The organism is Pseudomonas sp. 21LCFQ02, from assembly GCF_024129895.2.
Taxonomy (GTDB): domain Bacteria; phylum Pseudomonadota; class Gammaproteobacteria; order Pseudomonadales; family Pseudomonadaceae; genus Aquipseudomonas.
Genome location: NZ_CM178749.1, coordinates 1,578,648 through 1,603,489, shown reverse-complemented (window position 1 = coordinate 1,603,489; position 24,842 = coordinate 1,578,648). Strand labels below are relative to the sequence as shown.

Here is a 24,842-nt window from a genome sequence, read left to right as displayed (position 1 = left end):
AACATCAGAGCCGCTCCATGACAAGAAACGGACACGTAACCAAAAGCCATAGCAACCAGACATTAGTACAAAGTGCCTTTATGGCCGCCAATCTTTTGAATTTACGAGACAAAAAGCTCAGCTCATAAACTTGCAGTTTCGAATTCCTTACCCCTAAGCCTTTATACAGGACCGCGAGCCCTATCATGATCAATAAATGAGAACGCTCGCAGAACACAATCCGCTCCAGCGCCACTGTATGTAGCCGACGATATTCAGCATTCAAACCAACAGCCGCGATCATTTCACCCAAAAAATATCGGCTCAGATATACCTTCAAAAAATGGCTACCTGCGAAAAAAATCCAGGGACCCGCATAAAATAAAAAAAACGGGTTCTGCATCTCATTAATAATTCGCGCGATCAGATCAGGTCGTGTCAATGAAAGCTGCACCAGCCATGTCAGAAACCATATGACATTGAACGCAAGAAAAAAGGCATTACCTAATGCCAGCCGCCTCAAATGAGACGGAAATCTTTCAATTTCCATTGCATTGAGGTGACCGTTTGCAATCCTGCTTTTAGAAAAAAAAAGCGCTCGCCCAATCAACAACAACAGCCCGGCACGAGAGCCTAGTCCTAGATGTTCAATTCCCCTCATGTACTCCCGCTTGAATTCCGGACTGTCCTTGATAGCTTCAAGCATGTCGCCCAGATGGAAGCGACAGAGATACCGAACGAACAGATGCCGCAACACCACTAATACCAGAGGGCCCAATACATATATCTGTAGTGCTATAGACCTCCAAGACTCATGCTCAATCATGGATATACCCATTCATAGGCGAAATTACCGGCATCCTCTCCCCAATCACTTCCCTTTAATGTGCCTACCAAAGCTCCGATCCCGACAGCAGTTGCAGCACATACAACCGTTCCTACTCCAGCGCTGGCTGGCCCGAGGAGCAAGCAAATAGGCATCGCCGCCTTGCCTGCAATCCAACCACTTGCCATCCCAACTCCCGTTGCACCCAAGAACTTTCCACCCTCGACAAACTTGATCTTGCGACACGCGCTTTCATCGCCGTTTCGGCACACATCCTTGATTGCCGTAATCCCGGACATAGCCCCGAAACCAATACCGATGTAGCCCCCGACCTTCATCCAGGCAGTAGCTCGACTGATCGCTTTGACGTGCTCGGTATACCCCGGAATGGGTCCGGCCCCTCCGGCTTTACGCCAGTGATGCACCAGGCTTCGACTGGAGATTCCCAACGCATTTTTCAGTTTGTGGTGATCGTCAAGCGTAGTCATTGCACGCAAACGCTTGGAGCCCAGAAGGTGATCATCCAGTTGGGCCAGCAGCTTCTTGCGTTCGCTGAAAAACTCCGGCGACTTGAGATGCCCGTGCCTGCGAAAGTTGTCAGCGTGCAACGCTTCAATTTTCTTTAAAACACTTTCAATACGCTTCAAATGCGCCTCCATCACCGCCGCACTCACCCCCAGCCAGGTCGATGTCTCCCCTGTAAATGTGGCGATCTCTGCGGCATGGCGCATCATGAAGTCAGCCTCATCAGGCGTCAGTGGTGCCAGGGCAGCCTTGACCTCTTCGGCGGCAGCCAACAGTTGTGATTCGGCAAAGGTGCAGGTGCGGTTGTTCGGGTCGCTGAGGACGATCAGGGTGCCGGCCTTGAGGGTTTGATCCAGGCCGGGATTGAGCTGGCTGAACGAGCGCAACGCGGCGTTGGGCATGGCGCTGAACAGCTCACGGTACAGCTCCGCCGGCGACATGCTGCGTGGCACGATGTAAAAGCCGGGTTCGGCGCCGACAGCAGGTTCAGGCCGCAGTTGCTGTCTGGGTGGCGGGTTTTCGAAGCTGTAGACCGGTGGCGGCGGGAGGCTTTCAGCACTCTGCGGCGTGGTCGGCCGCGGCATGACCCGCAGGCCGGTGTCGGGCGCTTTGGTGTATTGCGGGGTGGTTTTTGGCTCGCTCATCGCGCGGTCCCTGATCGTGGGATCGCAGCCTAGCAAGCGCTCGACGGGGATTTACGGGCCTACAGCAAAATTGGACGTGTCCTACATGTCTGATAGCGCTTGCTTCGTAGCCCAGCCGCGAAACCTTCGCGGCTGTTGCCAACCGATATCTAGCGATTCAACAGATCCAGTGCCACATCGACGATCATGTCTTCCTGACCGCCGACCATGCCGCGTTTGCCCAACTCGACCAGAATATCCACAGTTTTGAGGCCATAGCGGGCGGCAGCGGCCTCACTGTGGCGCAGGAAGCTGGAGTACACCCCTGCATAGCCCAACGCCAGAGATTCGCGGTCGACCCGCACGGGCCGGTCCTGCAGCGGCCGGACAATATCGTCGGCAGCGTCCATCAGGGTGTAAAGGTCGGTGCCATGGTTCCAGCCGAGCCGGTCGGCGGCGGCAATGAACACTTCCAGCGGTGCATTGCCGGCCCCGGCGCCCATGCCGGCCAGGCTGGCATCAATGCGGTCACAGCCCTCTTCCACCGCCACGATGGAGTTGGCCACGCCCAGCGAGAGGTTGTGGTGGGCATGCATGCCGGTCTGGGTTTCAGGCTTGAGCACCGCCTTGAACGCGCGCAACCGCTCACGCACATCCTGCATGCTCATCGCACCACCAGAATCGGCCATGTACACGCACGTCGCACCGTAGCTTTCCATCAGCCGCGCCTGCTCGGCCAGCCGCTCGGGCGCAATCATGTGGCTCATCATCAAAAAGCCCACAGTGTCCATGCCCAGCGAGCGGGCGAACTCGATGTGCTGCTTGGAGACATCGGCCTCGGTGCAATGGGTCGCGATACGCACCGAGCGGGCACCGGCATCATAAGCGGCCTTGAGGTCGTGCACCGTGCCGATGCCTGGCAGCAGCAAGGTGGTGATGCGCGCATGGCTGATCACATCGGCCACCGCTTCGATCCACTCCAGATCGGAATGCGCGGCAAAGCCGTAGTTGAAGCTCGATCCCTGCAGGCCGTCGCCATGGGCCACTTCAATGCTGTCGACCCTGGCCTTGTCCAGCGCCCGGGCGATGTCCTGAACGTTCTGGATCGAGTACTGGTGACGCACCGCATGGCTGCCATCGCGCAGCGTCACATCGGAGATATACAGCTTTTTCTCGGGGTTGAAAGTCATTGCAAGGATCCTCCGGCGTTCAGCATCGATTGCGCCATGCGCTCGGCGGTCGCCAGTGCGGCAGACGTCATGATGTCGAGGTTGCCCGCATAGGCCGGCAGGTAATGGGCGGCGCCCTCGACTTCCAGAAAGATCGAGGTCTTGATCCCGGAAAACCGGCCCAGCCCCGGAATGTTCAACGGCGCATCGACCGGGATGACCTCGAACTGCACCTGCTGCTTGAGGCGGTAACCGGGCACATACGCCTGCACGGCAGCGACCATCTCGGTTACCGAGGCTTCAATCAGCGCCTGATCGACACGCTCGGACAACACGAACACCGTGTCGCGCATCATCGGCGGCGGCTCGGCCGGGTTCATGACGATGATCGCTTTGCCTTTGCCGGCCCCGCCGATGACCTCAATGGCTCGCGAGGTGGTCTCGGTGAACTCATCAATGTTGGCGCGAGTTCCGGGGCCAGCTGACTTACTGGCAATAGAGGCGACGATCTCGGCGTAATGGACCCTGGCAACCCGTGACACCGCCGCCACCATGGGGATGGTCGCCTGGCCACCGCAGGTCACCATGTTGACGTTCAACTGCTCCAGGTTCTGTTCCAGGTTGGCCACCGGCACGCAGTAAGGGCCGATTGCCGCCGGGGTCAGGTCAATCAGGCGGATACCGGGTTTCACCGCACGCAACAAGGCGTCATTGCGCACATGGGCCGCGGCCGAGGTGGCATCGAAGACAAAATCGATCTCGTCGAACAACGGCAGACGGGTCAGGCCTTCGACCCCTTCGTGGGTCACCGCCACCCCCAGACGTGCGGCACGGGCCAGGCCATCGGAGGCCGGATCGATGCCGACCATCGCGCCCATTTCCAGGTAACGGGCATTACGCAGCACCTTGATCATCAGGTCGGTGCCGATATTGCCCGAGCCGACGATCGCGACTTTAAGCTTTCTGGTCATTGGTTTGGTTGCTCCAGGGCAGCGGGCATGGCGGCCCGCCGCAGAGGTAAAGAGGGAAAGTCAGGTGGTCTGGCCAAGCGCGTCGGCAGGCTTCTCGGCTTTCTTTTCAAGCTGGGCGTAAACCAGCCAGGTCAGGACTACACCGGTCAGCATCACCGCTGCCAGGAAGTACAGCCCCGATGACAGCGTGCCGGTGTACTCCTTGAGCGCACCGATGCCGAATGGGCCGATGTAGCCGCCCAGGTTGCCGAACGAGTTGATCAGGGCGATGCCCGCCGCAGCGGTGGCACCGGACAGGAAGCGGCCCGGCAGAACCCAGAAGATGGCGGTGACCGAAAACAGGCTGAATGCGGTCAGGCACAGGGCAGCCAGTTGCCAGCCCGGCATGCTCAGCCAGGCACTCAGGAACAGGCCCGTGGCACCGAGGATGTACAGCACGATGAGGTGCCCGTAGCGGTCATTGAGCCGATCGGAACTGCGCGGCACCAGCAACAGGCCGATGACCCCGAAGATGTACGGAATCGCCGAGATGAAACCGGTGGTCAGGTCGCTGCCACCGAACTGATGCACCAGGGTTGGCAGCCACAGGCCCAGGCCATAGGTGCTCAGGGTGCTGGGCAGGTACAGCAGGGCCAGGATCAGCACCCGGCGGTCGGTCAGGGCACGTAGCGGGTTGGTGTGTTCGGTCTGGCCGTACTCGATGCGGTCTTTTTCCAGCTCACCCTGCAACCACTGCCGATCGGCTTCAGCCAGCCAGCGGGCATCCTTGGGAGTATCCGGGAGGATTTTCAGGGTCGGCCAGGCCAGGGCAATCGCCGGCAGACCGATGATAATGAACAGCCACTGCCAGCCAGCAAGGCCCTGAATACCGTTCATGCCCAGGATCCAGCCCGATAACGGTCCGGTGACCATCAGCGCGATGGGCTGCGACAGGATGAAAAAGCCCAGCACCTTGCCGCGGTTGCGTACCGGGAACCAGCGGGTGATGTAGTACAGCACGCCCGGAAAGAACCCGGCTTCTGCCGCGCCCAGCAAAAAGCGCATCAGGTAGAAACTGTAAGGCCCCTGGACGAACGCCATACCCACAGTGATCGCCCCCCAAGTGATCAGGATACGGGCAAACCAGCGCCGCGCTCCGAATCGCTCCAGCAGCAGGTTGCTGGGCACTTCAAAGATGAAATAACCGATGAAAAACAGACCCGCGCCAAACCCGTAGGCCATGTCGCTCAGGCCCAGATCGGCGTTCATGTGCAGTTTGGCGAAGCCGACCGCCGAGCGATCGATGAAGGCGACCAGGTACAACAGGATCAGGAAGGGAATCAACCTGAGCGTAAGCCTGCGAATGATCCGAGATTCCGGATTCATAGCTGTTCTCCACTTGTTTTTGTTATGGATAGGTTGGCTGCGATTGATCTGACTAATTAACCGCCCAGCGATCGACAAGGACGTATCAACCCCATGAATCGAACAATATAGTAAGACTATTTAGCTGACAACCACTTGAAATGCGATTTTTATGGTGTATGTTTTCAGCACGAAACCCAAATAGTCATACAATAAGAGTTCGCCGATCATGACCGACCAAAAGCCCTCCCTGCGCTCCGCCCAATGGTTCGGCACTGCCGACAAGAACGGCTTCATGTACCGCAGCTGGATGAAGAATCAGGGCATTCCGGACCACGAGTTCCAGGGCAAGCCGATCATCGGTATCTGCAACACCTGGTCAGAGCTGACCCCCTGCAACGCACACTTTCGCAAGATCGCCGAGCACGTGAAAAAAGGCGTGCTGGAGGCCGGTGGGTTTCCAGTGGAGTTCCCGGTGTTTTCCAGCGGTGAGTCCAACCTGCGCCCCACGGCCATGCTGACCCGCAACCTGGCCAGCATGGATGTCGAAGAAGCCATCCGCGGTAACCCGGTCGATGCGGTGGTGCTGCTCACCGGCTGCGACAAGACCACCCCGGCCCTCCTGATGGGAGCCGCCAGCTGCGATGTGCCGGCCATCGTCGTCACTGGCGGGCCAATGCTTAATGGCAAGCACAAGGGCAAGGACATCGGCTCGGGCACAGTGGTCTGGCAGATGCACGAGGCTTACAAGGGCGGCCAGATCAGCCTCGACGAGTTCCTCTCGGCCGAAGCGGGCATGTCGCGCTCGGCCGGTACCTGCAACACCATGGGCACCGCCTCGACCATGGCCTGCATGGCCGAAGCCCTCGGCACTTCGCTGCCGCACAACGCGGCGATTCCGGCCGTGGACTCGCGCCGCTACGTGCTGGCGCACCTGTCGGGCATGCGCATCGTCGACATGGTTCACGAAGACCTGCGTCTGTCGAAAATCCTCACCCGCGAGGCCTTTGAAAACGCCATCCGCATCAACGCCGCCATCGGCGGTTCGACCAACGCGGTGATTCACCTCAAGGCCATCGCCGGACGCATTGGTGTTGAGCTGGAGCTGGACGACTGGACACGGGTCGGTCGTGGTACACCGACGCTGGTCGACCTGCAGCCTTCCGGGCGCTTCCTGATGGAAGAGTTCTACTATGCCGGCGGCCTGCCGGCGGTGATCCGCCGTCTGGGTGAAAACGGCCTGCTACCCAACCCGCACGCCCTGACCGCCAACGGCAAGAGCATCTGGAACAACTGCCAGGCTTCGCCGCAGTACAACGACGAAGTGATTCGGCCCATCGACAACCCGCTGGTGGCCGATGGCGGGCTGTGTATCCTGCGCGGCAATCTGGCGCCACGCGGTGCGGTGCTCAAGCCGTCAGCGGCCACCCCGGCGTTGATGCAACATCGCGGTCGTGCTGTGGTGTTCGAAAACTTCGATGACTACAAGGCACGCATCGCCGACCCGGACCTGGATGTCGACGAAACCTGCGTACTGGTGCTGAAAAACGCCGGCCCACGGGGTTATCCGGGCATGGCCGAGGTCGGCAACATGGGCCTGCCGCCCAAGGTCCTGGCCAAGGGCGTGACCGACATGGTGCGCATTTCCGACGCCAGGATGAGCGGCACCGCCTACGGCACTGTGGTTCTGCACGTCGCCCCGGAAGCGGCGGCCGGTGGCCCGCTGGCGGCCGTGCGCAATGGTGATTTCATCGAGCTGGACTGCCACAGCGGCCGGCTGCATCTGGACATCAGCGACGAGCAACTGCAAGGACGCCTGGCCGACCTGCAGCCCGACACCTCGGCGAACATCTTCTCCAGTGGCTATGCGCGGCTGTATGTCGATCACGTCATGCAGGCTGATCAGGGTTGCGACTTCGACTTTCTGGTCGGCTGCCGTGGCTCGCAAGTGCCGCGGCACTCACACTGACCGCACGAAGCCGAAAGGGCTCTGGAGGGATGTTATGATGCAGCGCATTTCGCCAGAGTCCTTGCGTCTTTATGGATTACCAGACCCCCAAACCACGCAAAAGCATGCACGCGCAGATCGTTCAGGAACTGGGTGTGCATATCGTTTCCGGCCGCTTCAAGCCCGAAGAAAAACTGCCCCCGGAAGCTACTCTGTGCGAGGAATACAAGGTCAGTCGGCCAGTGCTGCGCGAGGCCACCCGAGTACTGACCGCCAAAGGCCTGGTGTTCTCCAAGCCGCGTGTCGGCACCGTGGTACGACCGCGTGCAGAGTGGCACCTGCTCGACCCGGACGTACTGTTCTGGCTGATGCGCTCGACCCCGCACAGCGAGTTCTTCAACACGCTGGCCGGGGTACGACGGATTCTCGAACCGGAGATTGCCGCCATGGCGGCCACCACGGCGACCGATGCCGATATCGCCGTGATCGAGGACGCCTACCAGCGTATGGCGGCGGCACAGACCCGCGAAGAAATGCTCCAGCCAGACCTGGACTTTCACCGGGCGATTGCCGACGCCACCCACAACGACCTGCTGGCCTACATGTGCAACATGCTGTCGTTACCACTGCGCGAGTCGATCAACCTGACCAACATGCGTCCCAACATTCAGGAACTCAGCCTGCCCCGCCACCAGGCCATCCTCACCGCCATCAAGAACCGCGATGCCCTGGCTGCCCGCTATGCCTCGCTGGTCCAGCTCGACGACACCCGTGCCGCCCTCGATACCGTGATGAACGTCCTGACGCCGCTATAGCGTCAGGCAGCTGGGTCATGCTCGGGCAGGCGACCGGACACCATGCCCACGGAGCCTGCCATGCCTTTGCCTGCCTCGTTCATTGATGCGCTGAGCGATTTGCTCGGCGAGCGCTTCAGCACCGCCACGGCCGTTCGCGAACACCACGGCCGCGACGAATCCCTGTACGACCCGATCCCCCCCGATGCCGTGGCGTTTGCCCATACGGTTGAAGAAATCAGCGCCATTCTCGGCCTGTGCCACGCCCACCGGGTGCCGGTGATCCCTTATGGCAGCGGCTCATCCCTGGAAGGCCATCTGCTGGCCGTGCAGGGCGGCCTGAGCCTGGATGTGTCGGCCATGAACCAGGTGCTGGCGTTCACCCCCGAAGACATGAGCATCACGGTGCAACCGGGGATTACCCGCAAGACCCTCAACGAGTATCTACGCGCCAGCGGGCTGTTCTTTCCCATCGACCCGGGAGCCGACGCCAGCATCGGCGGTATGTGCGCCACCCGCGCCTCAGGCACCAACGCCGTGCGCTACGGCACCATGCGCGAGAACGTACTGGGCCTGAAGGCCGTACTGGCTGACGGTCGGGTCATGCACACCGGCTCACAGGCCAAGAAGTCATCGGCCGGCTACGACCTCACCCGGCTGCTGATCGGCAGCGAAGGCACCCTGGGGGTGATCAGCGAAATCACCCTCAAACTGCACCCACAACCCGAGGCGATCAGCGCCGCGGTATGCAGCTTCGACAGTGTCGCCGGGGCGGTGCAGACCGTGATCGAAACCATCCAGATGGGCGTGCCGGTGGCCCGTGCCGAACTGGTCGATCGCCTGGCCATCGAGGCGCTTAACCGCTACGCGAAACTCGACCTGCGCGCAGCGCCGACGCTGTTTCTGGAGTTCCACGGCAATCAGGTCAGCGTGGCTGAACAGGCTGAAACCGTGCAGGGGCTGGCCCAGGGCAATGGCGGGCAGAACTTCGAGTGGGCGACCCGTCAGGAGGACCGCAACCGGCTATGGAGCGCCCGCCACGATGCATTGTTCGCCTTCCTGCAACTCAAGCCGGGCTGCCGAGCGCTGTCTACGGATGTCTGTGTACCGTTGTCGAAACTGGCCGAATGCGTGGTCGCCACCGAACAGGACCTGAACCAGTCTTACCTGCCGGCGCCGATCTTCGGTCATGTAGGGGATGGCAATTTCCACGTCTGCATGTTGCTGGCGCCGGATAACCCGGCCGAACTGATCGAGGCCGAACGCCTCAACCACGCCATCGTCCACCGCGCGTTGCAGGCCGGAGGCACCTGCACCGGTGAACATGGTGTGGGGTTGCACAAGATCGACTTTCTCCTCCAGGAACATGGTGAGGTGGCCATCGACAGCATGCGCGCCATCAAACAGGCCCTGGACCCGCTGGGCCTGATGAATCCGGGCAAGATATTCCGGGCACTGCAGGAGCCGCTTTAGCGGCGAAGCCTTCGGGGCTAAAGCCCCTCCTACCGCTACAGCGCCTCGCGGCTGTGCAGCCCATCTACCAGCCGCTCTATACCCAGCGGGTTGGCATTTTTGAGCGCATCGGGCAGCCATTCGTCAGGGTAGTTCTGGTAGCACACAGGACGCAGGAAGCGATCGATGGCCAGGCTGCCCACCGAGCTGCCACGCGCGTCGGAGGTGGCCGGATATGGACCGCCATGCACCATGGCGTCACACACCTCGACCCCGGTCGGATAACCATTAACCAGCAGCCGCCCGGCTTTGTGCTCCAGCAGGCCGGTGAGTTCGGTGTGGTTGCGCAGATCAGCCGGCTCGGCGATCAGGGTCGCGGTCAGTTGGCCGCGCAAGCCGTGCAAGGCACGCAGCAGTTCGGCCTGGTCGGCGACTTCGACCACCACCGTGGTCGGGCCAAACACCTCTTCCTGCAACAGTTCATCGCCATTGATCAACAGCGCGACGTCGGCCTTGAACACCTGGGCGTGGGCCTGCTGGCCCTGCTGCGCGGCACCGGCCAGATGGCTGACACCTGGATGCGCATGCAGCCGCTTAAGACCGTGACAGTAGCTCTTGAGGGTTGCGGTATTGAGCAGGGTCTGTGCCGGCTGATCACCCATCAATCGGGTGAAGTGCTGCAGCCAGGCATCGAAGGCCGCCGAACGTATGCCGATCACCAGTCCGGGATTGGTACAGAACTGCCCGGCGCCCAAGACCACCGCTGCGCTCAACTCCGAGGCGATGCGCTCACCCCGCACCTGCAGGGCTTCAGGCAACAGCAGCACCGGATTGATACTCGACATCTCTGCGAAGACCGGAATCGGCTGGGCGCGCGCGGCGGCGATGTCGCACAAGGCCCGGCCACCGGCCAGCGAGCCGGTAAAACCGACCGCCTGGATGGCCGGATGCTGCACCAGCCAGGCCCCCACGCCACCGCCGAAGATCATATTGAACACACCGGTCGGCATGTCAGTGCGGCGCGCAGCCCGCAAGATCGCATCAGCCACCTGTTCGGCGGTGCCCATGTGCCCGCTGTGGGCCTTGAATACCACCGGGCAGCCAGCGGCCAATGCCGCTGCGGTATCGCCACCGGCCGTGGAGAAGGCCAGCGGAAAATTGCTGGCCCCAAACACCGCCACCGGTCCCAGACCGATCCGCCACTGGCGCAGGTCCGGTCGCGGCAGAGGCTGGCGCTCAGGCAAGGCACGATCAATACGCGCGCCGTAAAAGTCACCCCGGCGCAACACCTTGGCAAACAGCCGCATCTGCCCGCTGGTTCGGCCCCGCTCTGCCTGGATGCGTGCCGCTGGCAATGCCGTCTCCTGACACACCAGCGCGACGAAATGCTCACCCAGGGCATCGAGCTCATCGGCGATCGCCTCAAGAAACTCTGCCCGCCGTGCCGCCGGCAAACTGCGAAACGCCGGATAGGCGTCCTGCGCCGCCCGCGCCGCAGCATCGACCTCGGCCTCGGTGGCCTGATGAAAGGCATAAGGCAGGGCCTGCCCGGTGCTGGCGTCAAAGCTGTGCAAGGTGGTCTGGCCTTCCGCGCTGCGCTGACCGCCGATGTAGTTCCAACCCGTGATGCTGGTCATACGTGATTCCTTTGTGTTCAGAGCGCCTGGACGGCGCCGGGAGCCAGTGGCTCGTCATCAACAACCACACCGGTGCGCAGCGGTGCGCCGAACTCGGCGATTTCGATCTCGAAGGTGTCTCCGGGACGCGCGCTCACCGCGTCGGCAAACGACAGGGTTGCGGTGCCGAAGAAATGCACATGCACATCACCCGGCCGCAGGAACTGGCGGTATTTGAAGTGGTGATACTCAAGGTTCTCCAGGCTGTGGCACATGTTCTCTTCGCCACTGAGAAACTCCTTCTCCCACAACACCTGGCCGTCGCGGTGAATGCGGCTGATACCGGCCAGATGCGCTGGCAAGGCACCGATGCGCAGCTCAGGACCATAGGCGCAGAAGCGCAGCTTGGAGTGTGCCAGGTACAGGTAGCTACGACGCTCCAGTACGTGGTCAGACAGCTCGTTGCCCAGCGCATAGCCAAGGCGATAAGGCTTGCTGTCCGGGCCGATCACGTACAGGCCAACCAGCTCGGGCTCTTCACCGACGTCTTCGGCGAAGGTCGGCAGTGGAAAGCTTGCACCGGGGCGCAGCACGATCGAACCATCACCTTTGTAGAACCACTCCGGCTGCGCGCCGACCTTGCCGGCACCTGGCTTGCCGCCCTCTACGCCCCAACGGAACATGCGCGCGGTATCGGTGAGCGTCGCTTCGTCCTGGTCTTTTTTCTGGTGCATCTTGTCACGGGTATCAGCGCTGCCCAGATGGGTCAGGCCAGTGCCACTGACCAGGCAATGGGCCGGGTCTTCGTGATCCAGCGGCGGCAGTATCTGGCCGGCTTCCTGCAGATCCCGATACAACGGGCCGGGCTGGCTGCCGCGCTTGAGCACTTCGTCCTCCAGACCATGACCGGCGCTGATGGCCGCCAGCGCCAGTTCCCGGGTGCTGAGGGTCGCCAGCACGGTGTGTACCTGGTCGCCCTCGACGATGCCGACATGGCGTTGGCCGGCAGAGGTTTCATACTGGATCAGTCGCATGGCATGGGCCTTCTTGTTCTGCTGTGGATAAGCCGCACTTTACGAATCTGCCAGCAGGCTGCCTAATGAGAGCCTCTGATTAAGCGATAACCTTTACTTATCCCCATGATCGCCCCGCTCACCTCACTGATCTCACGGCTGCGCCTGAAGCAGCTGCGTCTGCTGATCGCTCTGGACGATCACGGCTCGCTGCACAAGGCTGCCGAGTACGTGGCCATTACCCAGCCCGGTGCGACCTCGGCGCTGAACGAAATCGAGTCGGCATTCGGCACCCGGCTGTTCACCCGCACCAGCCAGGGTCTGGAAGCCAACGATTTAGGACGCTGTGTGATCCGCTATGCCCGGCTGATCCACAGCGACATGGCCCACCTGCGTGAAGAACTGATCGGCATTCTGCAGGGCCAGGGGGGGCGGATTGCCGTGGGCGCGGTGATGGGCGCAGTACCGTTGCTGGTCAGCAGCCTGGCGCGCCTGCGTGAAGCGCAGCCGGAACTGGCGGTGGAAGTGGTCGAGGATACCAGCGCCCGGCTGCTGGGCCTGATTGACCAGGGGCGCCTGGATCTGGCGCTCTGCCGAACCAGCGTCAGTCAGCGCCCGCAAGCCTATGACTGCCTGCCGCTGGCCCCGGAGGCGTTGCAACTGGTTGCCAACCCACTGCACCCGCTGGCCGCTGCCGCCAGCCTGACACTCGACGAGCTGCAGCATTACAACTGGGTGGTCTATCCGGCAAACATGCCGATGCGGCTGGTGCTGGAGCGGGAGTTCAGTGAGGCCGGGCTGGAGTTTCCGCGGTTTGCGATCGAAACCGCGTCCACCTTCACCACCCTGATGCTGCTACAACAGGACCGGCAACTGGTTGCGATGATGCCCAAGGCCGTGGCTGAAAGTGCCAGCGGTATGGGCGTGGTGCCCTTGGCGCTGACCCTGCGTTCACGCAGCGAACCGTTCTGGCTGGTCAGCCGCCACAACACACCGCTGTCAGCCCCGGCCAGATTACTGACCGAGGCATTGCAGGCGGGTGTTGGCAGCGTCGACGGTGCGTAGCTAGGCCAGCCGCCGCTCGCTGACCGAGGCATCCAGACTCTCGTCGATGGCCTGTTGAATCGCCTTGCGGCGACGCTCTTCGGCCTGACGAGTGAAGTACCAGACCATGAACGTCGCCAGCGACACGGCCAGCAGAATCAGACTGGCCACGGCGTTGATTTCCGGCTTCACGCCCAGACGCACGGCAGAGAAAACCTCCATCGGCAGGGTGGTCGAGCCAGGCCCGGAAACGAAGCTGGCCAGCACCAGGTCGTCCAGCGACAGGGCGAAGGACATCATGCCGCCGGCCGCCAGCGATGGGGCGATCATCGGGATGGTGATCAGGAAGAACACCTTCCACGGCCGCGCGCCAAGGTCCATCGCAGCCTCCTCGATGGACAGGTCCAGTTCCCGCAGACGCGCCGACACCACCACCGCCACATAGGCGGTACAGAACGTGGTATGGGCGATCCAGATGGTCAGCAGGCCACGTTCGGCAGGCCAGCCGATCAGTTGCGCCATGGCCACGAACAGCAGCAACAGCGACAGACCGGTAATCACCTCAGGCATGACCAGCGGCGCGGTGACCAGACCACCGAACGCCGTGCGGCCGCGAAACCGCGAGATACGGGTCAGCACAAAGGCGGCCATGGTGCCCAGCGCCACCGCCGCGATGGCGGTGTAGAAGGCCACTTCCAGCGAGCGCATTACCGAGCCCATCAACTGGGTATTGTCCAGCAACCCCACGTACCACTTGACCGACCAGCCGCCCCACACCGTCACCAGCCGCGACTCGTTGAACGAGTAGATCACCAGGATCAGCATCGGCAGGTAAATGAACAGCAACCCCGCCACCAGCATCAGATTGGAGAACTTGAAGCCTCTCATGCCTTGCCCTCCAGTTCCTTGGCCTGACTGCGGTTGAACAGAATGATCGGCACGATCAGCACCAGCAGCATGATCACCGCCAACGCCGAAGCCACCGGCCAGTCACGGTTGTTGAAGAACTCCTGCCACAGCACCTTGCCGATCATCAGGGTTTCCGGGCCACCGAGCAGCTCAGGAATCACAAACTCACCGACCACCGGGATGAACACCAGCATGCAGCCGGCAATGATGCCGTTCTTCGACAGCGGCACGGTGATTTTCCAAAAGCTGTTGAAGGTGCTCGAACCAAGGTCCGAGGCGGCCTCCAGCAGGCTGTGATCGTGCTTCACCAGGTTGGCGTAGAGCGGCAGGATCATGAACGGCAGGTAGGAGTAAACGATGCCGATATACACCGCCAGGTTGGTATTGAGGATCTGCAACGGCTCGTCGATCAGGCCCAGCCACATCAAGAAGCCGTTGAGCAGGCCGTTGTTACCGAGGATGCCCATCCAGGCATAGACCCGGATCAGAATCGCAGTCCAGGTCGGCATCATGATCAACAGCAACAGCACCGTCTGGATGTCCTTGCGGGCATTGGCGATGGCGTAGGCCATGGGGTAGCCAATCAGCAGGCACAGCAAGGTGCTGAAAAACGCGGTCTTCAGCGAGCCCAGATAAGCCGCCAGGTACAAATCGTCGCCCGCCAGCATCGTGTAGCTGGTGAAACTGAGCACGATCTGCAGCTTTTCTTCGGCGTAGGTGAAGATCTCGGTATACGGCGGGATCGCTACGTCGGCTTCGGCGAAACTGATCTTCAGGACGATCAGAAACGGCAGGGCGAAAAACAGGAACAGCCACAGAAACGGCGCGCCAATGACCAGTTGCCGCCCGTCGGGGATGATGCGCCGCAGCAGGCGCTTGACCTTGCGTGCTTTCATGAGCGCAGTACCACGCCGCTGTCGTCTTCCCACCAAATGTAAACCTGATCACCCCAGGTCGGCCGGTCGTTCTGGCGCTCGGCATTGGCCACGAAGGCCTGCACACGCTTGCCGCCGGGCAGCTCGATATGGAACACCGAATGCCCGCCCAGGTAGGCGATATCGTGAACCTTGCCGCTCGACCAGTTGTACTCAGTGGTCGGCTGCTGGGTGGCGATCAGCACTTTTTCCGGACGCAGTGCGTAGGTGAGGCTCTTGTCCTCCACAGAGGTGCTAACCCCGTGGCCGATATAGATAGGCCGCTCAAGATCAGGGGTACGTACCAGCGCGTAGCCTTCCATGTCCTCGACGGCTTCGCCTTCGAACAGGTTGACGCTGCCGATGAACTCACACACCAGACGGCTGACAGGGGTTTCATAGACGTCGATCGGGCTGCCGATCTGGGCAATCCAGCCCTGGTGCATGATCGCGATGCGCGCAGCCATGGTCATGGCTTCTTCCTGGTCATGGGTCACCATCACACAGGTCACGCCCACTCGTTCGATGATTTCCACCAGCTCAAGCTGCATCTGCGACCGCAGTTTTTTATCCAGGGCGCCCATCGGCTCGTCGAGCAACAGCAGCTTGGGCTTCTTGGCCAGCGAGCGGGCCAGCGCCACGCGCTGACGCTGGCCGCCGGACAGTTGGTGCGGCTTGCGCTTGGCGTACTGGGTCATGTGCACCAGCTTGAGCATCTCGGTGACGCGCTGGTCGATCTCGTTCTTGGGCAGTTTGTCCTGCTTGAGGCCGAAGGCGATGTTGTCGGCCACCGTCATATGCGGGAACAGCGCATAGGACTGGAACATCATGTTGATCGGCCGCTCGTAGGGCGGCAGGTCGGTGATGTCGACGCCATCAAGGTAGATACGCCCGTCGGTAGGGCGCTCGAAACCGGCCAGCATGCGTAACAGGGTGGATTTACCCGAACCGGAACCGCCCAACAGGGCAAAGATTTCGCCCTTGTTGATCTGCAGGGACACATCGTCCACCGCCACGGTCTCGTCGAACTTTTTGGTGACCCTGTCGACCCTGAGCAATACTTCTTTGGGCTGCTTACCGGTCTCAAGGGGATTGTTTAGGGCGCCGGAGGCAACTGCCATGGGTAAAAACTCCCGGAAATAATGCCTCTGGCGCTGTGGGCCAGAGGCAGGTTCTTTATTTGCCCGACTTGACCTTGGTCCAGCTGCGGGTCATCAGACGCTGCACCTTGGGGGGCAGCTCGCTATTTACGAACAAACGGTCCAGCACGGCTTGCGGCGGATAGACCGCCGGGTTGTTGCGGATGTCCTGATCCATGAACTCGCCAGCCTTGGTATTGGGGTTGGCGTAACCGACCTGGTCACTGACCTTGGCAATCACTTGCGGGTCGAGCATGTAGTTGATGAACGCACTGGCCTCTTTGAGGTTTTTCGAGTCCGCCGGGATGGCCAGCATGTCGAACCACAGGTTGGCTCCCTCTTTGGGGATGCTATAGGCAATCTTGACGCCCTTGCCGGCCTCTTCGGCACGGTCGCGGGCCTGGAATACGTCGCCGGAGAAACCGGCCGCCACGCAGACATTGCCATTGGCCAGGTCGGATATGTACTTGGAAGAATGGAAATAGGTCACATAAGGACGCACTTCCAGCAGCTTGGCCTCGGCCTTTTTGTAATCGGCATCCTTGGTGCTGTTGGGGTCCAGCCCCAGATAGTTAAGCACCGCCGGGATCATCTCGTCGGCCGAATCAAGGAAGGCGACACCACAGCTTGATAGCTTCTTGATGTTCTCCGGTTCAAAGAGCACAGCCCAGGAGTCGATTTTGTCGACACCCAGCACCTCTTTGACCTTCTCGACGTTGTAACCGATGCCATTGGTGCCCCACAGGTAAGGCACGGCGTACTGGTTGCCCGGATCGTTTTTCTCCAGGCGCTTGAGCAGTGCCGGGTCGAGGTTCTGGTAATTGGGCAGCAACGCCTTGTCGAGTTTCTGGAAGGCACCGGCCTTGATCTGTTTCCCCAGAAAATGGTTGCTGGGCACCACGACGTCGTAGCCGGTGCGCCCTGCAAGCAACTTGCCTTCAAGGGTTTCGTTGGAGTCGAACACGTCGTAAACCGGCTTGATGCCAGTGGCCTTTTCGAAATCCGCCAGAGTGGTTTCACCGACGTAATCCGACCAGTTGTAGACGCGAACGGAAGAATCGGCATGGGCACTCAGCGCCAGGGTCAGCCCGGCTCCGGCCAGTACGGCCTTGAACAGAATGGAAATAGACAAAGCATCAGTCCTTTTTACAGTGGGCCTGCCCTTTGGATACCTCTAAAGCAATCTGCTGGCTGGGCGCATGCGTTTTTAGAGGTCCCCTTGAAGGGGGCGGATCTCTCCAGAAAAAACGGTACGCACCCTGCAACCTGTGCGCCCCGGCAAAGAATCTGGTCAGCAGGTGCATCACCTGCGATCAATCGATGGTTCGCGGCCGAAGCCACGTCCATGCAGTGCAGATGCTGCGCCGGCAGACGGCCACGCAGCATCCCCACTAATTGTTACAGATTTATTTCCCCGATTTGATTTTGGTCCAGCTGCGGGTCAGGATCCGCTGGGTCGCGGCTGGTAAATCAGCAATCGCATACAGCTTGGCAGTCACTTCCGGGGTCGGATAGATGCTCGGATCACCGGAGATTTCCTTGTCAACCAGCGCCGTCGCGGCTTTGTTGCCGTTCGGGAAGCGTACCTCGTTGGTGATCTCGGCCATGACCTCCGGCTGCAGCAGGAAATTCAGGAATTTGTAAGCCGCGTCGACATTTTCGGCATCTTTAGGGATGGCGACCATGTCATAGAAGCTACCGGCACCTTCTTTGGGAATGGCGTAGGACAGCTTGACCTTGTCACCGGCTTCATGAGCGCGCGACTTGGCCTGCTCCAGGTCACCGGAGTAACCGACGGCCACACAGATGTTGCCATTGGCCAGGTCAGAGATGTACTTGGACGAATGGAAGTAAGCCACAGAAGGACGGATCTTCAGCCACAGTGCTTCAGCTTCGGCCAGCTGTTTCTTGTCTTCGCTGTTGGTCGGGTAACCCAGGTAATGCAGGGCCACCGGGATCATTTCGGTAGGCGAGTCGAGGAAACTCACACCGCAGCTCTTGAGCTTGGCGATGTTCTCGGGCTTGAGCAGTACGTCCCAGGAGTCGATCTTGTCGACGCCCAGTGCCGCCTTGACCTTCTCGGGGTTATAGCCGATGCCGATGGTGCCCCACATGTACGGGAAGGCGAACTTGTTGCCCGGGTCACTGGCATCGCCCACCGCCTTGAGCAGCGCCGGGTCGAGGTTTTTCCAGTTCGGCAGTTTGGAGCGGTCCAGTTCCTGATAGACCCCGGCTTTGATCTGCTTGGCCAGGAAGTTGTTGCTTGGCACGACCACATCGTAGCCAGACTTGCCTGCCAGCAGTTTGGCCTCCAGGGTTTCATTGCTGTCGAACACATCGTAGACAACTTTGATACCCGACTCTTTCTCGAACTTGGCCACGGTGTCCGGGGCAATGTAATCGGACCAGTTATAAACGTGCAGCACTTTATCGTCAGCGTGCACGGTCGCGGTCATCAGGCCCGCCATGGACAAGGCGAGAAGGGTCTTGCCGAATGTTTTCATGGATACAGCTCCAAGTTGTCGTTATTAAACAGAACGGCTGACTGGCAGCGCCGTTAGTCTGGCAGATTAGCGGATGGCCTTGTAGAACAGCATTAACCTTGCAGCGCCTGCCAGGTCAGATCCAGGCACTGGCGCGCCTTGCTCACCAGTTCGTCGATCTGCGCCAGGCTGATGACCAGTGGCGGCGCAATGATCATGGTGTCGCCGACCGCTCGCATGATCAGGCCATTTTCAAAACAGAAGGTTCGGCAGATCATGCCCGCCGATTGCCCGGTGTAACGCTCCCGGCTGACCTTGTCGCGCACCAGCTCGATTGCCCCCAACAGACCCACGCCGCGCACCTCGCCCACCAACGGGTGGTCGCTCAGCTCACGCAGACGTTTCTGCAAGTAAGGTGCCGTTTCTGCCTTGACCCGTTCGACGACGCGTTCCTCACGCAGGATACGTATGTTTTCCAGGCCCACGGCGGCGGCCACCGGATGCCCGGAATAGGTGAAGCCGTGGTTGAAATCGCCCCCCTCGTTGAGCACCGCGACGACTTCGTCACGCACCACCAGGCCGCCCATGGGCACGTAACCGGAGGTCAGCCCCTTGGCGATGGTCATCATGTCCGCTTCAAGACCATAGTAGTCACTGCCGAACCACTCGCCGGTACGCCCGAAGCCGCAGATCACCTCGTCTGCCACGAACAGGATGTCGTAGCGGGCCAGAATTTCCTTGATGCGCGGCCAGTAGCTGTCAGGCGGTACGATGACCCCGCCAGCGCCCTGAATCGGCTCGGCGATAAAGGCGCCGACCGTGTCCACGCCGAGTTCGAGGATCTTTTTCTCCAGTTGATCGGCAGCCCAGACACCGAACTCATCCGGGCTCATGTCGCCACCCTCGCCGAACCAGTACGGCTGGGGAATATGGACAATCCCGGGAATCGGCAAATCGCCCTGCTCATGCATGTAAGTCATGCCACCCAAACTGGCACCGGCGACGGTGGAGCCGTGATAACCATTGACCCGGCTGATGATGGTTTTCTTGTTCGGCTGGCCTTTGATTGCCCAGTAATGACGCACCATGCGCAACATCGTGTCGTTGCCTTCGGAGCCGGAGCCGGTGAAGAACACATGGTTCATGCCCTGCGGGGCAATCTGGCCGATCGCCTGCGCCAGCTCCAGAGCAGGCGGGTGAGCGGTCTGGAAGAACAGGTTGTAATACGGCAGCTCACGCATCTGGCGACTGGCGGCCGCGACCAGCTCTTCACGACCGTAGCCCACCGCAACGCACCACAAGCCGGCCATGCCGTCGAGAATCTGCTGCCCTTCGCTGTCCCACAGGTACACCCCTTCGGCGCGGGTAATGATGCGCGGCCCTTTTTCCTTCAGTTGCTTGTAGTCACTGAAAGGCGCCAGATGATGCTCGTGGCTGAGGCTTTGCCATTCGAGGGTTTGTGGATTCTTGACGGTCATTGCATCACTCCATTGCCAGATTGCAGGGTGGATAGCCCGTGTAGGAGCGGCTTCAGCCGCGAAGGGTCACAGCTTCGGGGCTGAAGCCCCTCCTACGGGGCTTCAGCGGTCAGACAGCAAACAACAGGAACTCACGCTCCCAGGAACTGATCACGCGCTTGAAGTTTTCATGCTCGGCACGCTTGACCGCGACGTAGCCAACGATGAATTTCTTGCCCAGGTACTTCTCGATGGTCTTGCTGTTTTCCAGGCGCTCCAGCGCGTCTTCGATGGTCAGTGGCAGGCGCAGGTTGCGGCGCTCGTAGCCACGTCCCACTACCGGCGCGCTGGGGTTGATGCCTTCGACCATGCCGATGAAACCGCACAGCAGACTCGCGGCAATCGCCAGATACGGGTTGGCATCGGCGCCCGGCAGGCGGTTTTCGACGCGCCGGTTCTGCGGGCCGGCATCCGGTACGCGCAGGCCGACGGTGCGGTTTTCTTCGCCCCACTCGACATTGACCGGCGCCGAGGTGTCGGGCAGGAAGCGGCGGAACGAGTTGACGTTGGGCGCGAACAGCGGCAACAGCTCGGGGATGTATTTCTGCAAACCACCGACATGCTGCAGAAACAGCGTGCTCATGGTGCCGTCTTCGTTGGAAAAGATGCTCTTGCCGGTCTGAATGTCGATCACACTCTGGTGCAGGTGCATGGCGCTGCCCGGCTCGCCGGTCATGGGCTTGGCCATGAAGGTCGCAGCCACGTTGTGCTTGAGCGCGGCCTCGCGCATGGTGCGTTTGAACACCACGATCTGGTCAGCCAGCGACAGCGCATCACCGTGACGGAAGTTGATTTCCATCTGCGCCGTGCCATCTTCATGAATCAGCGTGTCGAGGTCGAGGTTCTGCAGTTCGCACCAGTCGTAAACGTCTTCGAACAGCGGATCGAACTCGTTGGCGGCCTCGATGGAGAACGACTGCCGGCCCGTTTCGGGACGCCCGGAGCGGCCTACCGGCGGCTGCAACGGGTAGTCGGGGTCATCGCTGCGCTTGGTCAGGTAGAACTCCATCTCCGGCGCGACAATCGGCTGCCAGCCCTGGTCGGCATACAGCTTGAGGACTTTCTTGAGCACGTTGCGCGGCGACAGCTCGATGGGGTTGCCCTGTTTGTCGTAGGTGTCGTGGATCACCTGGGCCGTCGGCTCGATAGCCCATGGCACCAGATACACGGCATTGGCATCGGGGCGGCAGATCATGTCGATGTCGGCCGGGTCGAGCAGTTCGTAGTAGATCTCGTCTTCTACATAGTCACCGGTCACAGTCTGTAACAGAACGCTTTCCGGCAGGCGCATGCCTTTTTCAGCGATGAATTTGTTGGTGGGGGAGATCTTGCCCCGAGTGATGCCGGTCAGGTCCGACATCATGCATTCGACTTCAGTGATCTTGTGTTCTTTCAACCAATCGGTGAGCTGGTCGAGATTGGTACTCATAAATACCTCAGGTTTGACGTGTCCTGACCGGAGTCAGGCCTGGATGCGACTTGTTCGGCGTCACAGTGCAGTGCCCAGGCGCCGTGCGGTGCAGGATGCACCTCGCAAATGCATGTTTGATGAACGCAGCGCAAGGCTAACGCAACCTGGAGGCGGATGCCGAGTCAAATGCGCGGTCATACGCAAGCGCGAAGGGGTAAGCGGCACGCTGTCAGCCGCGCCACTATAGTGATAGGGTTCAGTAGACGCTGTGCATCGGTGATGGGCGACACCACTGCCTGGCGAGGCCATTGCGCAGTGTGCGTTGTTGTCCATGAATGGCAATGCAGACATCGACGCCCCCGGTATTTTTGCTGTTATGGGTTGCGATGGAGCTTAGCGCCGTTCATTTTTTTTCACAATAATTAGAAATACGTTGAACACGCCAATTCATGGCTTCGGGTATTGCCCGGCTGTAGCGTGTTGCGAATGCCCTGACAAGCAGCATAATCGGCACGATGGCGCCATTTCGGGGCAAAGGAAAGCTCTATTGACTTCATCATGGCTTTCGGATTGACTGAATCCGGCAAGACTCGATGATTGATATTTTTAACAACAAAGGTGTTGCATCATGTCGGTACCCCCGCGTGCCGTTCAGCTCAACGAAGCGAACGCGTTCCTTAAGGAACACCCTGAGGTTCTGTACGTTGACCTTCTGATTGCAGATATGAATGGTGTAGTGCGTGGCAAGCGAATCGAACGCACCAGCCTGCACAAGGTTTACGAAAAAGGCATCAACCTCCCGGCCTCGTTGTTTGCCCTGGACATCAATGGCTCCACAGTAGAAAGCACCGGCCTTGGCCTGGATATCGGCGATGCCGATCGCATCTGCTACCCGATCCCCAATACGCTGTGCAATGAACCGTGGCAAAAGCGCCCCACCGCGCAATTGCTGATGACCATGCACGAACTCGAAGGCGAACCCTTCTTTGCCGACCCGCGCGAGGTACTGCGCCAGGTCGTCAGCCGGTTCGACGAGATGGGCCTGACCATCTGCGCCGCGTTTGAGCTGGAGTTCTACCTGATCGACCAGGAAAACGTGAACGGCCGCCCACAGCCACCGCGCTCACCGATTTCCGGCAAACGCCCGCATTCCACTCAGGTGTACCTGATCGACGACCTCGACGAGTACGTCGATTGCCTGCAGGACATCCTCGAAGGCGCCAAGGAGCAAGGCATTCCGGCTGACGCCATCGTCAAGGAAAGCGCCCCTGCGCAGTTCGAGGTCAACCTGCACCACGTGGCCGACCCGCTCAAGGCCTGCGACTACGCGGTACTGCTCAAGCGCCTGATCAAGAACATCGCCTACGACCATGAGATGGACACCACCTTCATGGCCAAGCCCTATCCGGGCCAGGCCGGCAACGGCCTGCATGTGCACATCTCGATCCTTGATCGCGACGGCAAGAACATTTTCACCAGTGAGGATCCCGAGCAGAACGCCGCATTGCGTCATGCGGTCGGCGGTGTGCTCGAGACCCTGCCGGCGCAGATGGCGTTCCTGTGCCCGAACGTCAACTCCTACCGCCGCTTCGGCGCGCAGTTCTACGTACCTAACTCACCAACCTGGGGCCTGGACAACCGCACCGTGGCGGTGCGCGTACCAACCGGCACCGCCGATGCCGTGCGCATCGAGCACCGCGTGGCGGGCGCCGATGCCAACCCGTATCTGCTGATGGCCTCGGTACTGGCAGGCGTGCACCACGGCCTGACCAACAAGATCGAGCCGGGCGCACCGGTCGAAGGCAACTCCTACGAGCAATTCGAACAGAGCCTGCCCAACAACCTGCGCGACGCCCTGCGCACGCTGGACGACAGCGAAGTCATGGCCAAATACATCGATCCGAAATACATCGATATCTTCGTGGCTTGTAAAGAGAGCGAGCTGGAAGAGTTCGAGCACTCGATTTCGGATTTGGAGTACAACTGGTACTTGCATACGGTTTGAGTCGCACGACCAGACATGGCCAGCCCGTAATGACTGGCCATGTCATGAACTATGGAACCATTTACCACGTTGACATATTGATCCGTTGCAAGTCATCCTCAAAATCCTGAATCCGCTTCTTATGCTTGCGAATACGCTGAGCGACAGTATTCGGCTTACCTTCAATTAAATTCATTTGCTCCGCCTTCAACATGTACCGACTGTATTCCAGGTTCCCGCCGATGTAATTAGGCATCACTGGATTAAGCCCCTTGTCGAACGCTTTTTTCTGCGCAGCGATACTCTTGAAGTAAAGGTTTCGCTTACCAGACAGCATCGCACTGACCTCATTAAGGTCCTTATATTTCACGTCGTATTTCACTATCCTGCGCGCCCAGTCACCACTCACTACTGAAGGTGGCACTATCACCGGCGAGGGTGGTGTAACGACCGCAGGTTTCTGAGTCAGGCCTTTAATTATAGTTGAGCGCTTCATATCCACGGACAAATAGGCTTGGCGTGCAGGTTTGATTGATACATGACGTGTTTTGGAATACCTACGGTAAAGGTTCAGTACGCCTAATGACTTCACATGCCCGGTTGGGTCTTGGTTATTCACCGGATCCGCCTGACAATACGCATATGCATTGATTCCCCCCTCCGCAAACGGGCTCAAGCTGTCCGGGCTATTAAAACGCATCAGTACCGGGTTGAACGCCCGATAGCCATTACCCAACAGGTAATGCCTGGTCAGTGGGTCGCAAAACTCGCCGTTAAAGCCTGGACGTCCACGAAGCAGTGCTCGTTGTTTAGTCATTAATCTGGCCTCGATGAGAAACTCAAAGTCAATTGTCGCTATGTTGGCTACAAGATTCAGCTAGCGGAAATGACAGGCTGGATTCAACGCAGCGATGGCGACGCAGGTAGTTTTTAGAGGCACCCTGTAGACGCAATGCCGATCAGTTAAGCGATTTCGGACCTGGCTTAGTCAGGGTGGGAGGGAGTTCTACTCGCGACGAGGCCCGTAGAGTCGGCACATTTGCTTGGAATGTGCCGCAGCAGTCGCCAGCAGAGCTGCTTGCCACCGGGCCGATTGGGCCTTAGCTGGCACCTGCTCGATCAGGAAATGTTTTGGTCATTTTGAGTCTTCTGGGTCGCGCAGTTAACTGGTAGAGCCCTCA

At 60.0% G+C, this 24,842-nt stretch carries 19 protein-coding genes and 1 pseudogene; 5 read left to right on the top strand and 15 right to left on the bottom strand.

What is annotated here, in order from left to right:
* Positions 1-4: 4 nt before the first annotated feature.
* From NJC40_RS07505 to NJC40_RS07485, 5 genes are all read right to left on the bottom strand, one after another.
* Complete coding sequence (locus NJC40_RS07505; RefSeq protein WP_253112011.1) at positions 5-736, bottom strand: hypothetical protein; 732 nt, start codon at positions 734-736, stop codon at positions 5-7.
* Positions 737-801: 65 nt separating this feature from the next.
* Complete coding sequence (locus NJC40_RS07500; protein ID WP_253140763.1) at positions 802-1,974, bottom strand: hypothetical protein; 1,173 nt, start codon at positions 1,972-1,974, stop codon at positions 802-804.
* Positions 1,975-2,123: 149 nt separating this feature from the next.
* Positions 2,124-3,143 carry a 4-hydroxy-2-oxovalerate aldolase gene (gene dmpG, locus NJC40_RS07495; protein WP_045486085.1) on the bottom strand — a complete coding sequence of 340 codons (1,020 nt, stop codon included), beginning with the start codon at positions 3,141-3,143 and terminating at the stop codon, positions 2,124-2,126.
* Positions 3,140-4,093 carry an acetaldehyde dehydrogenase (acetylating) gene (locus NJC40_RS07490; RefSeq protein WP_045486082.1) on the bottom strand — a complete coding sequence of 318 codons (954 nt, stop codon included), beginning with the start codon at positions 4,091-4,093 and terminating at the stop codon, positions 3,140-3,142. The genes dmpG and NJC40_RS07490 overlap by 4 nt, the downstream gene beginning before the upstream one ends.
* A gap of 60 nt (positions 4,094-4,153) precedes the next feature.
* Positions 4,154-5,458: an MFS transporter gene (locus NJC40_RS07485; protein WP_253140762.1), complete on the bottom strand. Its 1,305-nt coding sequence runs from the start codon at positions 5,456-5,458 to the stop codon at positions 4,154-4,156.
* A 208-nt stretch (positions 5,459-5,666) separates the two neighbouring features.
* Between NJC40_RS07485 and NJC40_RS07480 the strand changes: the two genes are divergently transcribed.
* The 3 genes from NJC40_RS07480 to NJC40_RS07470 all read left to right on the top strand — a co-directional run bounded on the left by NJC40_RS07480 (position 5,667) and on the right by NJC40_RS07470 (position 9,652).
* On the top strand, positions 5,667-7,406 hold the full coding sequence (locus NJC40_RS07480) for an IlvD/Edd family dehydratase (protein WP_253140761.1): 1,740 nt from the start codon (positions 5,667-5,669) through the stop codon (positions 7,404-7,406).
* Between the two features lie 71 nt (positions 7,407-7,477).
* Positions 7,478-8,200: a FadR/GntR family transcriptional regulator gene (locus NJC40_RS07475; RefSeq protein WP_253140760.1), complete on the top strand. Its 723-nt coding sequence runs from the start codon at positions 7,478-7,480 to the stop codon at positions 8,198-8,200.
* A gap of 60 nt (positions 8,201-8,260) precedes the next feature.
* Entirely contained in the window at positions 8,261-9,652 is a 1,392-nt protein-coding gene (locus NJC40_RS07470; RefSeq protein ID WP_253140759.1) for an FAD-binding oxidoreductase, read from the top strand.
* A 35-nt stretch (positions 9,653-9,687) separates the two neighbouring features.
* Here the strand turns inward: NJC40_RS07470 and NJC40_RS07465 are convergent, their stop codons facing one another.
* Together NJC40_RS07465 and araD1 are read right to left on the bottom strand one after the other, a co-directional pair.
* Entirely contained in the window at positions 9,688-11,268 is a 1,581-nt protein-coding gene (locus tag NJC40_RS07465) for an aldehyde dehydrogenase (NADP(+)) (protein ID WP_253140758.1), read from the bottom strand.
* Between the two features lie 17 nt (positions 11,269-11,285).
* On the bottom strand, positions 11,286-12,281 hold the full coding sequence (gene araD1, locus NJC40_RS07460) for an AraD1 family protein (protein WP_253140757.1): 996 nt from the start codon (positions 12,279-12,281) through the stop codon (positions 11,286-11,288).
* 105 nt (positions 12,282-12,386) lie between these two features.
* On the opposite strand from araD1, the gene NJC40_RS07455 reads away from it, so the two are divergent.
* Positions 12,387-13,325: a LysR family transcriptional regulator gene (locus tag NJC40_RS07455; RefSeq protein WP_253140756.1), complete on the top strand. Its 939-nt coding sequence runs from the start codon at positions 12,387-12,389 to the stop codon at positions 13,323-13,325.
* Here NJC40_RS07455 and NJC40_RS07450 read toward each other — a convergent pair whose 3' ends face one another.
* The 7 genes from NJC40_RS07450 to NJC40_RS07420 all read right to left on the bottom strand — a co-directional run bounded on the left by NJC40_RS07450 (position 13,326) and on the right by NJC40_RS07420 (position 21,695).
* Positions 13,326-14,192 (bottom strand): ABC transporter permease subunit, encoded by an 867-nt coding sequence (locus NJC40_RS07450; RefSeq protein ID WP_253140755.1) that lies wholly within the window; start codon positions 14,190-14,192, stop codon positions 13,326-13,328.
* On the bottom strand, positions 14,189-15,070 hold the full coding sequence (locus NJC40_RS07445; RefSeq protein WP_173426712.1) for an ABC transporter permease subunit: 882 nt from the start codon (positions 15,068-15,070) through the stop codon (positions 14,189-14,191). Before NJC40_RS07445 ends, NJC40_RS07450 begins: the two co-directional genes overlap by 4 nt.
* A gap of 35 nt (positions 15,071-15,105) precedes the next feature.
* Positions 15,106-16,248, bottom strand: a complete 1,143-nt coding sequence (gene potA, locus NJC40_RS07440; RefSeq protein ID WP_045486052.1) for a polyamine ABC transporter ATP-binding protein — start codon at positions 16,246-16,248, stop codon at positions 15,106-15,108.
* A gap of 55 nt (positions 16,249-16,303) precedes the next feature.
* Positions 16,304-17,398, bottom strand: a complete 1,095-nt coding sequence (locus NJC40_RS07435) for a polyamine ABC transporter substrate-binding protein (RefSeq protein ID WP_253111972.1) — start codon at positions 17,396-17,398, stop codon at positions 16,304-16,306.
* A gap of 274 nt (positions 17,399-17,672) precedes the next feature.
* Entirely contained in the window at positions 17,673-18,770 is a 1,098-nt protein-coding gene (locus tag NJC40_RS07430; RefSeq protein ID WP_045486046.1) for a polyamine ABC transporter substrate-binding protein, read from the bottom strand.
* Positions 18,771-18,862: 92 nt separating this feature from the next.
* A complete protein-coding gene (locus tag NJC40_RS07425) occupies positions 18,863-20,227 on the bottom strand; it encodes an aspartate aminotransferase family protein (protein ID WP_253140754.1) in 1,365 nt (454 codons plus the stop codon).
* Between the two features lie 109 nt (positions 20,228-20,336).
* A complete protein-coding gene (locus NJC40_RS07420) occupies positions 20,337-21,695 on the bottom strand; it encodes a glutamine synthetase family protein (protein ID WP_045486039.1) in 1,359 nt (452 codons plus the stop codon).
* A gap of 610 nt (positions 21,696-22,305) precedes the next feature.
* On the opposite strand from NJC40_RS07420, the gene NJC40_RS07415 reads away from it, so the two are divergent.
* Complete coding sequence (locus NJC40_RS07415) at positions 22,306-23,682, top strand: glutamine synthetase family protein (protein ID WP_045486036.1); 1,377 nt, start codon at positions 22,306-22,308, stop codon at positions 23,680-23,682.
* Positions 23,683-24,237: 555 nt separating this feature from the next.
* On the opposite strand, the pseudogene NJC40_RS07410 reads toward NJC40_RS07415, so the two are convergent.
* Positions 24,238-24,442: pseudogene (locus tag NJC40_RS07410) on the bottom strand (RHS repeat-associated core domain-containing protein); the annotation flags it as partial.
* Positions 24,443-24,842 lie beyond the last annotated feature (400 nt).

What these genes read in the sequence shown, in the direction of transcription:
- NJC40_RS07500 (WP_253140763.1), bottom strand. Translation starts at nt 1,974, where the DNA reads ATGAGCGAGCCAAAAACCACCCCGCAATACACCAAAGCGCCCGACACC.
- dmpG (WP_045486085.1), bottom strand. Translation starts at nt 3,143, where the DNA reads ATGACTTTCAACCCCGAGAAAAAGCTGTATATCTCCGATGTGACGCTG.
- NJC40_RS07490 (WP_045486082.1), bottom strand. Translation starts at nt 4,093, where the DNA reads ATGACCAGAAAGCTTAAAGTCGCGATCGTCGGCTCGGGCAATATCGGC.
- NJC40_RS07485 (WP_253140762.1), bottom strand. Translation starts at nt 5,458, where the DNA reads ATGAATCCGGAATCTCGGATCATTCGCAGGCTTACGCTCAGGTTGATT.
- NJC40_RS07480 (WP_253140761.1), top strand. Translation starts at nt 5,667, where the DNA reads ATGACCGACCAAAAGCCCTCCCTGCGCTCCGCCCAATGGTTCGGCACT.
- NJC40_RS07475 (WP_253140760.1), top strand. Translation starts at nt 7,478, where the DNA reads ATGGATTACCAGACCCCCAAACCACGCAAAAGCATGCACGCGCAGATC.
- NJC40_RS07470 (WP_253140759.1), top strand. Translation starts at nt 8,261, where the DNA reads ATGCCTTTGCCTGCCTCGTTCATTGATGCGCTGAGCGATTTGCTCGGC.
- NJC40_RS07465 (WP_253140758.1), bottom strand. Translation starts at nt 11,268, where the DNA reads ATGACCAGCATCACGGGTTGGAACTACATCGGCGGTCAGCGCAGCGCG.
- araD1 (WP_253140757.1), bottom strand. Translation starts at nt 12,281, where the DNA reads ATGCGACTGATCCAGTATGAAACCTCTGCCGGCCAACGCCATGTCGGC.
- NJC40_RS07455 (WP_253140756.1), top strand. Translation starts at nt 12,387, where the DNA reads ATGATCGCCCCGCTCACCTCACTGATCTCACGGCTGCGCCTGAAGCAG.
- NJC40_RS07450 (WP_253140755.1), bottom strand. Translation starts at nt 14,192, where the DNA reads ATGAGAGGCTTCAAGTTCTCCAATCTGATGCTGGTGGCGGGGTTGCTG.
- potA (WP_045486052.1), bottom strand. Translation starts at nt 16,248, where the DNA reads ATGGCAGTTGCCTCCGGCGCCCTAAACAATCCCCTTGAGACCGGTAAG.
- NJC40_RS07430 (WP_045486046.1), bottom strand. Translation starts at nt 18,770, where the DNA reads ATGAAAACATTCGGCAAGACCCTTCTCGCCTTGTCCATGGCGGGCCTG.
- NJC40_RS07425 (WP_253140754.1), bottom strand. Translation starts at nt 20,227, where the DNA reads ATGACCGTCAAGAATCCACAAACCCTCGAATGGCAAAGCCTCAGCCAC.
- NJC40_RS07420 (WP_045486039.1), bottom strand. Translation starts at nt 21,695, where the DNA reads ATGAGTACCAATCTCGACCAGCTCACCGATTGGTTGAAAGAACACAAG.
- NJC40_RS07415 (WP_045486036.1), top strand. Translation starts at nt 22,306, where the DNA reads ATGTCGGTACCCCCGCGTGCCGTTCAGCTCAACGAAGCGAACGCGTTC.